Annotated in this window: 11 protein-coding genes; 9 read left to right on the forward strand and 2 right to left on the reverse strand. The window is 40.5% G+C overall.

Annotated features, from left to right (window positions below; genetic code table 11):
- Positions 1-95: 95 nt before the first annotated feature.
- Positions 96-2,549 (reverse strand): molybdopterin guanine dinucleotide-containing S/N-oxide reductase, encoded by a 2,454-nt coding sequence (locus ED622_RS03300; protein WP_122032530.1) that lies wholly within the window; start codon positions 2,547-2,549, stop codon positions 96-98.
- A gap of 10 nt (positions 2,550-2,559) precedes the next feature.
- Positions 2,560-3,651, reverse strand: coding sequence for a NapC/NirT family cytochrome c (locus ED622_RS03305; RefSeq protein ID WP_122032531.1), 1,092 nt, complete (start codon positions 3,649-3,651; stop codon positions 2,560-2,562).
- 329 nt (positions 3,652-3,980) lie between these two features.
- On the opposite strand from ED622_RS03305, the gene ED622_RS03310 reads away from it, so the two are divergent.
- The 9 genes from ED622_RS03310 (at position 3,981) to ED622_RS03350 (ending at position 12,403) form a co-directional block, all read left to right on the forward strand.
- Positions 3,981-6,077: a TonB-dependent siderophore receptor gene (locus ED622_RS03310; protein ID WP_122032532.1), complete on the forward strand. Its 2,097-nt coding sequence runs from the start codon at positions 3,981-3,983 to the stop codon at positions 6,075-6,077.
- A 110-nt stretch (positions 6,078-6,187) separates the two neighbouring features.
- Positions 6,188-6,955, forward strand: coding sequence for a DUF3450 domain-containing protein (locus ED622_RS03315; RefSeq protein ID WP_122032533.1), 768 nt, complete (start codon positions 6,188-6,190; stop codon positions 6,953-6,955).
- 1 nt (position 6,956) lies between these two features.
- A complete protein-coding gene (locus ED622_RS03320) occupies positions 6,957-8,312 on the forward strand; it encodes a MotA/TolQ/ExbB proton channel family protein (RefSeq protein ID WP_122032534.1) in 1,356 nt (451 codons plus the stop codon).
- On the forward strand, positions 8,312-8,821 hold the full coding sequence (locus ED622_RS03325; RefSeq protein WP_045104286.1) for a MotA/TolQ/ExbB proton channel family protein: 510 nt from the start codon (positions 8,312-8,314) through the stop codon (positions 8,819-8,821). The genes ED622_RS03320 and ED622_RS03325 overlap by 1 nt, the downstream gene beginning before the upstream one ends.
- Complete coding sequence (locus ED622_RS03330) at positions 8,818-9,222, forward strand: biopolymer transporter ExbD (protein WP_017021643.1); 405 nt, start codon at positions 8,818-8,820, stop codon at positions 9,220-9,222. Before ED622_RS03325 ends, ED622_RS03330 begins: the two co-directional genes overlap by 4 nt.
- Entirely contained in the window at positions 9,222-9,842 is a 621-nt protein-coding gene (locus ED622_RS03335) for an energy transducer TonB (RefSeq protein WP_065592692.1), read from the forward strand. The genes ED622_RS03330 and ED622_RS03335 overlap by 1 nt, the downstream gene beginning before the upstream one ends.
- The gene (locus ED622_RS03340; protein ID WP_122032535.1) at positions 9,839-11,041 is read left to right on the forward strand and encodes a hypothetical protein; all 1,203 of its coding nucleotides are present in this window, start codon (positions 9,839-9,841) and stop codon (positions 11,039-11,041) included. The genes ED622_RS03335 and ED622_RS03340 overlap by 4 nt, the downstream gene beginning before the upstream one ends.
- Before the next feature lie 159 nt (positions 11,042-11,200).
- Positions 11,201-11,845: a PepSY-associated TM helix domain-containing protein gene (locus ED622_RS03345; protein ID WP_122032836.1), complete on the forward strand. Its 645-nt coding sequence runs from the start codon at positions 11,201-11,203 to the stop codon at positions 11,843-11,845.
- Positions 11,846-11,920: 75 nt separating this feature from the next.
- On the forward strand, positions 11,921-12,403 hold the full coding sequence (locus tag ED622_RS03350; protein ID WP_254052593.1) for a DUF2271 domain-containing protein: 483 nt from the start codon (positions 11,921-11,923) through the stop codon (positions 12,401-12,403).
- The last annotated feature ends 11 nt before the right edge of the window (positions 12,404-12,414 follow it).

Genomic DNA, 12,414 nt, shown 5'->3' on the forward strand with positions numbered 1-12,414 from the left:
GCGATGGTTATAAGAAACATTGAAGTGAAGATAAAAATAAACCCGAGCACATTACATGCTCGGGTTTGTTATTTATGGATATGAACTAAATCATATTAACCATTCATTGGTGGCGTAAACGCCGTTAATGTTGGTGCAACACCCGTGTATTTTTCAATTTTTACAACACCAGAGTTACCACAGTTACCATTACCTAAACGAGAGGTCGGAATATCCATCGTTAGTACGTTTGGTCCACCGTTTTTACACATACCTGTCTTAGGATCTAAATCAGGCCATGCTCCTTCGTGGATACATACGCTGCCTTTTTTGATGCCATTAGAAACAAAAGCACCAACCAGAACTTGGCCACGTTGGTTATAAGCGCGAACTAAATCGCCATCTTTAATACCACGTGCTTTTGCATCTTCTGGGTGAATCGTAATAGGCTCACGGTTTTGTACCGCGTATTTTTTACGAAGATCGGCATAGTTAAATTGGCTGTGCAAACGGTGTGCTGAGTGCGATGTCATTAACTGTAGTTCGCCATCAGTGTAGTTAAACATCCACTCTGTTGGTTCCATCCATACTGGGTGTGGAGGACAATCATCCAGTTTGTAACTTTCGATAGTTTTAGAGAAGATCTCAATCTTACCACTTGGCGTGCCTAGTGGGTTCATGATTGGATCTTTACGGAAATCACCAAAACGTACAAACTCTGCATTCTTTGCATTCCACTTCATTTCGATAAGCTTGTTTGCTTCCCAGAACTTAGAGAAATTCATCATAGGTACACGTGCGTTGCGGCCGCCTTTTTGTGCTGTTTTATAGAAATCACGAAGCCATTCCATCTCCGTTTTGTTTTCCATATACACATTTTTACCGCCAGGCTTTAGGAACTCAGCCATATCTGCGAATACGTCAAGATCACTACGAGCTTCGTTTTGTGGCTCAACGACTTGCTTCATAGGAACAAGATGCTGGTTAGAGTAATCGCCTGTCATCGTCATATCATTACGCTCAAATGACGTCGTAATTGGGAGAACGATATCCGCGTGTTTAGCCGCAGCAGTCCAGTATGGTTCTGAAATAACGATCATCTCAGGTTTTTGCCATGCTTTGATCAAACGGTTTGTATCTTGGTGATGGGTAAAGTTAGCACCGCCCGCCCACCAGATCATTTTCAGCTCAGGGAAGGTTAGCGTATGGCCATTGTGTTGGTACTCAGTTCCCGGTTTTTCTAAACATTCAACAATACGAGCGACAGGGAAAGCCGTAACTGAACCTTGAATAGCCCAGTCATTACCACCTGCTGAGCTGCCACCTAGCGATGGAGACATTGCAGGTAATACACCTGCGTCACGTGTTGGGTTACCGCCATTTGAGTAATGGTATGAATAACCAAAACCACCGCCAGGTAAGCCAACTTGACCAAGCATTGAAGCAAGAACGGTAAGCATCCAGTGACGTTGTTCACCGTGTTGTTGACGTTGCATACCCCAACCCGCCATCAGCATGGTACGGTTTTCTTTGAAGATCTTAGCCAGTAGTTCGATTTGTTTTGCAGGAACGCCACAGATCGCTTCAGCCCATTGTGGGCTTTTCTCGATGCCGTCTTCTTTACCCATCAAGTACGCTTCAAATTCCTCAAAGCCTACAGTGTATTTAGCTAGGAATTCAGCATCGTGCTGTTGTGTTTTGATTAATTGGTAAGCAATACCCATCATCATAGCGACATCAGATTGCGGGTTAGGTGCAATCCATTCTGCTTTATCACCAAAGAATTCAGCGGTTTCTGAACGCATTGGGTCAATAATAATAACGGTTTTGCCTGATTTTTTCAGTTGATGGAAAAACTCAAGACCTTGACCATCGGTTGAAGACCATGCGATTTTTAGAGTGTTAATTGGGTTTAAGCCCCATAACACAACCACTTCACTGTTTTCTAAAATTACCGGGTAAGTCGTTTGTTGTTCATATACTTCGATAGAGCCAACAACGTGAGGCATAATAACTTGAGCTGCACCCGTTGAGTAATCACCTAGGTGACCAGCATAACCACCAGACATACTCATGTAACGTTGAAGTAGTGTTTGAGCTTTATGTAATACACCACTTGAGCGCCAACCATAAGAGCCAGCAAAGATTGATTCAGGACCGTAAGCTTCACGAATGCGCATATGCTGTTCGTGAATTAGCTTATAAGCGTCATCCCATGATACTTGCACAAACTCATCGCTACCACGAACCCCTTGAGGGTTGCTTGGGTTTTCTAAATAGCCTTTACGAACCATTGGGTATTTAACACGAGCCTTGGTGTAAACCTGTGATGGACCTGTTTGTTGCAAGCTGTTTGGTACGGTTTGCGCTAAGCCACTTTTGGTTGAAATAAGTTGACCATCTTTGACTTCACAAAGTAATGGACCCATACGACCAGCGGTTAGAATTAATGAATCTGTACGACCAAGTGTAGAGGCGTTTACAGATAACGGAGCGATAGACGTGATCGCTAATGCACCAGCAGATGCACCTGCGCCTTTTAAAAAGCCGCGACGAGTAATAGTAGTCATAGTCACTCCCTTATTTATGGTTTGCCACGTCTTTCGCGTGGTTTTGGAAGAATTTAGTTAAGATCTCAAGGTTTAGCTCAGAGATATCAGTACGTGCGCCCATGCTTTTTGCAACAGGCCCCCAAGAGTTAACAGTGAAGTGATTTGCCGGAATTTTCGCGTGACACGTTGCACAGTAGACGTTGTCTAGCTCTTCTGCGTAGTCCCATAATGGTTGATTTGATGCAAGAACAGGTGCTTCAATTGTGCCTGTTAGCTCAGCCGTGCGCCATTCGTTGCCATAAGCATCAGTGTTTGCTTCACCTAGTGTCAGAGCTTTGATGCCGGTATCAGTAAGAGTCGCAATGATTGAACGTTGGCCTTCACCCATGTAAATAACAGATTCTGCGTCTTTCATTTGGTAACCAGAAACAGTCACTGTACGTTTACCTTCATCGTTACTAACAGTTGATAGTTCAACGGTAGGGTTAATTGTAGCAAGATCGGCCATTTTGATGCTTTCAATTGGGTAAACTTTTTCAGCATCAGCTTTGGTGTTTTTCGCCATATCAAAAAGGTGATCAAAAGCAGACGTATCTAATGTGGCTTGTGGTGCAAAGTGAGCAACGCCTTTATGACAATCAATACAGGTTTGGTTATTTTCTCTTCCGTATGCGTGCATTTTTTGTGCACTAGCAGATTGGTCGTAAGTTTCCATTGCATCAAAGCTGTGACAAGAACGACAAGTAGCAGAATCGTTCTCACGCATTTGATCCCATACAGTTTCAGCCATCGCTAAACGATGTTCTTCATACTTTTCATCAGTGTCAATTTTGCCAGTAACAAATTCGTGATAGATGTCTTTAGACGCACGGATTTTGGTAATTAGGTAATCAATTGGTTCTTCAGGAATGTGGCAATCTGCACATTCGGCACGGATGCCTTTTTGGTTACTGAAATGAACAGAACCTTGATATTCGTGTAGTGGTTTTTCCATTGTGTGGCATGAAACACAAAATTCAGTGGTTGATGTTGCGTGAAGTACTGCTTGGGTACCCCCTAAGGTTATCCAGCCAATGGCAATACCAACGGCGATGATTAAAGCAATATAGCGTTTGTTCATAATATGATCCTTTAATTAGCCACAATCTTTGTGTGGTCAACCTAAAATCCTACCACTTTTGTATTATTTTTTGTAATTTAAATCGAAGTTATGTCAATAAATGTAAGCGGTAGCTCATAATTGAGAGTTCTATTAATAAAGATTCATTTTTATTGTTTATTTTGGTGTCATTTTTATTGGTTTAACGTTTTGTTAAGTCATTCTTCTTTTTCTTTACAAACCTTTACGAATGCAAAGAATGTAAATTTAATGCAAATAATAACAATTATCATTTATATTCCATCTCAGATTTTATCACCCCTTTTATAAATCTTTGGAGATAATGGAATATGTTTTCTAAAAGTCAGTTGGCTCTTGTTATTGGCGCAGTTTTGTCTACCCCTCTTGCTTACGCTGAAACAGATACATCAACTACTGATGAGCACATGGTCGTTACAGGCCGTGATTACGGTTATAAAGCCGATACAAACTCAACATCAATGCGTATGGAAGCAACTCAGCTAGAAACTCCAGGACAAGTAAGTGTGATTGATGAGCAGCTTATTGATGAGCAACGTGCAAGTACGCTTGGTGAAGTTCTGAAGAATGATGCGAGTATTTCTGAAGGTTCTAAATCAACTAACCGTGAGCGTTTCTATTTACGTGGTTTTGAGCTTGAAAGCAAATCAGGCTTTTTACGTGATGGTGTTCAACACTGGTCTCATTATCGCCAACCAATTGAATTATTAGAACGAGTTGAAGTTGTAAAAGGGCCTGCAGGTTTGCTTTATGGTCAGTCAACTCCTGGTGGTTTGATCAATATGATCTCTAAAAAACCAACGTATGAAACACAAGTAACTATCAGCCAAGATATAGGGTCAAACAATTATACTCGTTCAATGGCAGATATTAGTGGTGCATTGAATGAAGATAAAACATTACGTGCTCGTGTTATTTTATCTCAAGAAAACCAAGATTCATGGCGTACACGTTTTGATGGTACTGATGTAGAAACGGACCGTACTGTTGGTGGTTTATTTGTTGATTACGATATTAATGAAGACATTATGCTGTCAGCTCACTACGACAGAACAAATGAACTAGGTGATTTGGATAATGGCTCAAAGGTTGATACAACAACAGGTGAAGTGATTGACCCAAATACAGTTAAAGACCAAAGCTGGGCTGAGACAGACAATGACGTTGCAAACTACGGTGTTGGTTTAACTGCAAATTTGACAAATTCATGGTCTGTTAAAACTGGTATTAGTCGTCAGTTTTATGAACGTCAACGTACAGAATCTGATATCCATTTAGATAGTAATAAAGCGGGTGATACATTTTATAAATCATCTGATCGCCATGATGAATGGACGTTTGATACTGCTTATGTTGACTTTACGGGTGATGTTGACGCTTTAGGGGTTAATCATCGTTTGTTAGTGGGCGCTAATGGATTGCATTACGATTATAAGATGCTTTATGACAGTGTTGAGTCGTGCAAGAATGCCTCTCCTGATACATGTAGTGATGGTTTTAATCGTCCTAGTGATTTGAGCTATAAAAATGACACTGAAGTTGCTCACTCTAAGAGTCAGCATTATGGTATTTATCTTCAAGACTTGGTGACATTTAATGAGTCATGGCAAGTACTTGCTGGTGTTCGTTTTGCGGTAGATAAAACAGAAGATAGTAAAGGAAAAAAAGAAGATTATACAAATATCCTTCCTAAGGTTGGTGTGATTTATCATCCTGCTGATAATGGTTCTATTTATGCTGTATATTCTGAAAGCTTTGAACCTATTGCTACAATTGATGACGAAAATGATGTTAATAATGGTGCCGAACAAGACCCTAGTAAAGGTAAATTATACGAACTTGGTTCTAAGTGGGAACTACTAGACAATAGCTTGTATGTATCTGGTGCTTTATTCCAAATTGTACAATCAAACATGCAAGTGTCTGAAGATATCAGTACTACTGATACACGAACGACTCAAGTCGGTGAACAAGTTCATACTGGTATCGAATTAGCGGCAACAGGTTATTTGACGGAAGCATTCTCATTAAGTGCATCAACAACTTTACTTGATGCAAAATATGAAAATGATCCATCGTTAGAAGGTAAAACGCCTGCTGATGTTCCTGAATTTAGTGCAAGTATTTGGTCTCAATACGATTTCAATAACGGCACAGGAATTAACCTTGGTGTTTATCATGTAGGTGAACGTTACGGCGATTCTAAAAATGAGTTTAAAAAGGACGCGTATACACGAGTAGATATGGGTGTTTCTCATACGATTAAGTATGACGAGAACTTAGACTTTGTTGCTCGGTTCAATGTGGAAAACCTATTAGATACCGATTACCTAGCAGGTGGTAGTGCAAGTGGTGTAGTGGTTGGCGAGGGCCGAAACTACATGGCGACACTACAAGTTAAATACTAATTTAGCGCATTAAATATAAGGGAGACTACGGTCTCCCTTTAGTGCGTTTATTTAAAGGCAAATTCTTTAAGAGATAGATCTTAAAAAATAACAGTTAAGAAATAGATAATATGAATATTTTAAAAACCAGTATTGGAATAGCGTTAGCTACCGTGATCACAACGGCTCAAGCATCTACACTTGATCAAGCTCGATCTATCGAAAATAAATCGAATACAGCCTCTGCTGTGAGCCAAACAAAAATTGATAAAAGCTCAGAAGCAACATTGGCATATAAAGCAGAGATCGAACAACTGCAAGAAGAAGTAAAGAATCTTGCGGTTTATCGTGATCACCTCACTGGTTTGGTGAATAGTCAGCAACAAGAAATGGGTAACCTAAATAATCAAATAGAGACAATTAAAGAGACAAGACAAGGTGTCGTGCCATTGATGTATAAAATGTTATCGGGCCTTACTGTGTTAGTTGAGCAAGATAAACCAATCAAGATAGTAGAACGCCAACAACGTATTGAAAAACTTGAACACATGATGACAAGAGCCGATGTGAGCGATGCAGAAAAATACCGTCGTATTCTCGAAGCGTATCAAATTGAGATGGATTACGGCTCGAAGCTAGGTACATATCAAACTCAAATCACGGTTGATAATGATGAATTAATCGATGCTGATATGTTGCATTTAGGCCGTGTTTCATTGCTTGCTCGTCGTTTGGATGCTTCACAATACTGGAGCTGGAATACCTACAGTAATCAGTGGACATTATTGGATTCATCATTTAATGACGACTTAGCTAAAGCTTACTCTGTCGCTTATAAACAAGTGGCTCCGAGCTTATTGACTCTACCCGTTTCTTTATCACTGAAAGAGGTGAAATAACATGACGATCAAACCACTTATTTTAGCTATTTCAGTATTAAGTTTTTCAGCTAACACATCGGCAGCAAGCTCTGAATTAGTTCAAGACACCAAGCAAGCAAGCCAAATTCAAAAACAACATAATGCACAGCGTGAGTCTGGTTTTAAACAAACAGAACAAAGTTTAAAAGCACAAAGAAATGCGTTAATAGCAGAACGAAAACAGCTACAGAAAGAGAGTGATAAATTAAGCTCAACGTTCAGCAATAATGAAAAAACGTTAGCCTCTTTAGAGCAAAAATTACATCTAGAAACTGGCAGTCTGGGAGAGCTGTTTGGTGTTGTAAGACAAACAGCAAAAGATGTCGATTTAGAGTTAAAGAACTCAGTAACAGGCTTTGATGATAAGAAAAATAGCCAAGTAATTAATGATATCGTTGCTGCGAAATCTTTGCCTTCGATGGGCCAATTGACCGGTTTATGGCAAACAATGGCACAACAAGCACAGGTAAGTTCACAACTGACTTTAGTTCCTGTAACTGTTATTAACGGTGCAGGTCATCGCGCAGAAGTGAATGCTTACCGTTTAGGAAATATGGCATTGGTTGGCGACGAAGGCTTTTTACGTTGGGATAACAAAAAACAAGTTGCGACGTATTATGCACAACAGCCAGAGCTTGCGCCATCAGTAGCAACATTATCTGATATGGCGCAGAAACAAGTGATCATGATGGCAGTGGATCCATCGCGTGGCATCATGCTAGAGCAACTTGCAAATTCGCCAACGCTAAAAGATCGCCTTCAAGCGGGTGGTGTGGTTGGACAAATCATTATCGCTCTATTGGCAATTGGCCTGCTTATTTCGTTATTTAATGGTGCAAGATTGTTGGTTATTCGTCAGCAGATCCGTACTCAATTAAAAGATCCTGAACACATCGGTAATAATCCTCTTGGTCGTGTTTTATCTGTTTATGATGCAGAAAAAACTCGTTCGGTAGAAGCGTTAGAACTTCGCTTACTAGAAACCATTGTCGATGAGCAACAAGGCTTAGAAAAAGGTCTTTCAATGCTTAAGCTTCTCGCTGCATTAGCACCTATGTTAGGTCTTTTAGGTACTGTTACTGGCATGATCGAAACATTCCAAGTGATTACGCAATTTGGTAATGGCGATCCAAAAGTAATGGCGGGCGGTATTTCAATGGCTCTTGTGACTACGGTATTAGGCTTAGTTGCAGCGATGCCTCTGTTATTAACTCACAATATCTTAAGCTCACAAGCAGAGAGTATTCGTACCATCCTTGAAAAACAGGGCTTGAGTTTAGTGGCTGAACAAGCAGAAAAAGAAACAATAAATAAACCAATGGGAATCGCAGCTTAATGACGGCCTTCTTATCTCACTTTATGGCACAAGGCGGCCCCATTTTATGGTGGTTAGGCGCTGTTGTTGCTGTGTGTTGGTTACTAGTGGTTGAGCGTGTATTTTTCTTATCTTTCACTTTTCCGGCACAGCGAAAAGTATGGTTAGATAAATGGCAACAGCGAGACGATCATGATTCGTGGTATGCGAAAACGATCCGTGATGGCTGGGTAAGCGAAGCACATCTTCAGCTTAATCAATACATGAATTTCATCAAAGTTCTTGTCGCCATTTGCCCAATGCTCGGTTTGCTAGGCACGGTAACAGGCATGATCTCAGTGTTTGATGTAATGGCAAATCAAGGCAGTAGCCAGCCAAAACTGATGGCTTCTGGTATCTCATTAGCCACATTACCAACCATGGCAGGAATGGTTGCTGCGCTAGCGGGTATGTTTGTTCATGCTCGTTTAGCCAAAGTATGCCGCCGTAAAGAACATCATTTAGAAAAAGCATTAAGGAGTCAGTCATGAGACTTGGCCGCCGTTCTTCAAACCAAGAAGAAGCACAAATAGATTTAACATCAATGCTCGATATCGTATTTATCATGCTGATCTTTTTTATCGTAACAAGCTCATTTGTACGTGAATCAGGGGTTGAGGTGAATCGCCCTCAAGCCAGTAATGTATCAAGTCAAAAAGACGCGGGTATCTTTGTCGCTATTACCGCTTCAAATGATATTTTCATTGATAAACGTATGGTGGATGCAGAGCGAGTTCAAGCGACATTAGAGCATTTGTTATTAGAACAACCTGATGCATCATTAGTGATCCAAGCAGATGAGCATGCGTATAACGGGACGGTTGTAAAAGTAATGGATGCGGCTAAAGGTGCGGGAGTTAAAGGCATCGCATTGGCTGCGGAGAAAAACTAATGTGGCGATTATTGTTGGCAGTGCCTATTGCGCTTTCTATGACGGTAGGACTATTCACCTTTATGGCGTGGATGGTAGACAACGGTCATAACGGGAAACCAGAAAGCAGTGAGACGATCCGCTTTGATATGGTGATGGTTGAGCAAGAACAAGATATTCAGCGCCGTCAACGTCGAGTGCCGGAAAAACCAGAAACACCAGAGCCGCCGCCAGAGGCAAAACCAATGGCGTCTCAAACTCAAACTTCAATGGCGACGCCACAAAGTTCAATGCCACCAATGAGCTTGGATTCTGGTATTTCGGGGTTAGCGATAAATGCACCGAGTTTCGCAGATTTTACAGGTAACCAACAAGCGATGCCGTTGTATCGTGTTGAGCCTCGTTATCCATCAAAAGCGATGAAAAGAGGCGCAGAGGGCTTTGTTGTTATGTCATTTACCATTGATGAACAAGGTCGCCCAACTAATGTAAAAGTGACGGATGCTAAACCGCGTCGAATGTTTGAAAGAGAAGCAGTTAAAGCGTTGAAAAAATGGAAATATCAACCAAAAGTAGTCGGTGGGAAAGCCATTGCTCAAGTTGGACAAACGGTGAAATTGGAGTTTACGTTAGCAAAATGATGAAATTAAAATTACATTCTTCTGTTCTTATTCTTAGCTTCGCTTTATTTTTTGCTGGGGCAGTGCAAGCTCAGCAACTTAGTCAATACAATGCAGGTAAAGTACAGCGAGCGTTGCAATTACAACAGCAAGAAAAAATGCCTGAGGCAATTGCTGTTTTGGCAGAATTAACCCCTTCTCAGGATTATGATAAAGCCTATATTCAACGTATGTTGGGTGTGTTTCATTGGCAGGCAGGGAGTAGTAAGTCGGCAGTTAAATATCTCACTAAAGCAGTAAATAGCCAGCAATTAGCCGATGAGCAAGCATGGATAACGCAACGTATGCTTGCCGATTTATTATTAACAGAGCAGCGCTTTAGTGATGCGTTACCGCATTATTATCAATTAGCGAACTCAGTGCCTGAAAAACAAAAAATAGGCGATTTATGGTTCCGTATTTCTCAAACCCATTACCAGTTGGCGCAATGGAAAAAGGTCCTTTCTGCATTAAATAAGCATGAACGTGTTGCGATATATAAGAAACAAAGTGAAAGAAGCCAATCGCTAGTGCTGAAGTTAGGGGCGCAACTTCAATTAAAACAATGGAAATCGGCGATCCCTACCTTGAACCGTTTAATTGTACTTGAACCAAATAAAGCGACATGGTGGCAGCAGTTAACGAGTATTCAGCTTCGTTTGAATCAACCTAAAAATGCGTTAGATACTCTTATTCTTGCAGAGCGACAAGGAATTGAATTGAGTCAATCAGAGTTGAAATTGTTGGCTCAACTTTATGCTCAGCGTGGTATCCCAGAGAAAGCCGCTGAAGTATTAAGTCAGTTAGATGAAGCGCAAAGTGATATTGATTTACTGACTATGCAAGCAAGTTATTGGCAAGCAGCAAAAGAGTGGGATAAAGCCACTGTCACTTGGTCAAAGGCTGCAACGCTAGATTCACGTTATTATTGGCAAGTGGCCCAATTACAGATCCAAGAGGGTCATCATCAACAAGGCTTGAAGACTTTAGATAAGGTTAAGGATTACAAAAAGACAGATGATATTGCATTAGCTAAAGTCAGAGCTTATTACAAATTAAACCAAATAGATTCAGCCTTACTTTATGCGAAAAGAGCCAATGATTTTACGCCCTCAAATGAAGCGAAAGGGTGGATAAAGTATTTGTCTCAATTGAGAAAAACAGCCAATACTTCAGCGTAAACTCCATTTAATGCCCTTATCGAATGATGAGGGCTTTTCTATTGCTCGTAAAATAAACAGTAAAGAATCCCCAAACGTAAACAATGTAAATTGAATGTCAACGCAAATCATTATCAATTACATTACCATCCATTATTCTTAAATGATCCTGTTTTATTCATGTTGCTGAAAAATAAACAAGTACAATTGTGGGCGCGTCGCTTACATGTCTATGTATCAATGGCGCTTCTACTCGTTGTCTTATTTTTCTCGATCACCGGGATCACGCTAAATCGTCCTGATTGGTTTGTTAGTAGCTCTCCAGACATCAAAAACACCACTCTTTCTGTTCCTAACAATGTGCTTTTTTCTCAAGATGAAAAACAACACACCCTTTGGAATAAACCAAATACCGCTGCTTTGCTTGATTACTTAAATCAACACACCGATCTCTCTGGAACGCCTTCTAATGTTGATGTTTTTACCGACGTTGAAGATGGTGAACTAGTCGAGGGGGAATTGTCATTAAATTACAAAGGACCCGGTTATAACGCGTCTGTTTATATCGATTTAACGACAGGCATGGCAGATATCGAAAGCTCAAACTATGGCGTTGTTGCGTTATTAAATGATTTACATAAAGGACGAAACAGCGGTGAAGTTTGGAAAGCATTCATTGATATTACCGCGTTATTAATGATCTTTTTTGTACTAACAGGTGTGTGCTTAATTTTACCGAAAAAAAGAACACTAATGACATCAATGAAGTGGATGGTATTTGGCTCATCAATCACGCTTGCATTGTATTTTATTGCCGTACCTTAACCCTTTTAATCTTGTATCCATAAGGACATCACAATGGCTTCACTCTCTACCTATTTACGTCATTCAATTGCTGCAATGGTATTAACAACACCTCTTTTTGTTAATTCAGCGGCTATTTCTGAGAGTGCAAAAGTCGATGTTGCTTTTGAGCTTCCAACGATTACGACCACCATGTATGCACGCCCTTATGTAGCGGTATGGATTGAAAACAGCGAACGTAAGTCAGTAAAAACGATTGAGCTGTGGGTAGGTAAAGATGAGTGGCTAAAAGATTTAAGAAGTTGGTGGCGTAAAGTCGGTCGTTACGATCGTGAATTAGTTGATGCTGTTACTTCTGCAACACGACCAGCTGGTAAATACAAATTCAGTTGGGATGGCAAAGATGACTCAGGTCAGGTGCTACCACAAGGGGATTATACGTTACATATCGAAGTGGTTCGCGAGCATGGTGGCCGTAACTATTTACGTCAAAAAATGACGTTAGCGAATAGTGATATGACTTACCAATTAAAGCCAACAGAAGAGACTGGCGAAATTACCATTCATTATAAAAAATAATTTAGATGTCT

This window comes from Aliivibrio sp. EL58, assembly GCF_900312675.1.
Lineage (GTDB): Bacteria > Pseudomonadota > Gammaproteobacteria > Enterobacterales > Vibrionaceae > Aliivibrio.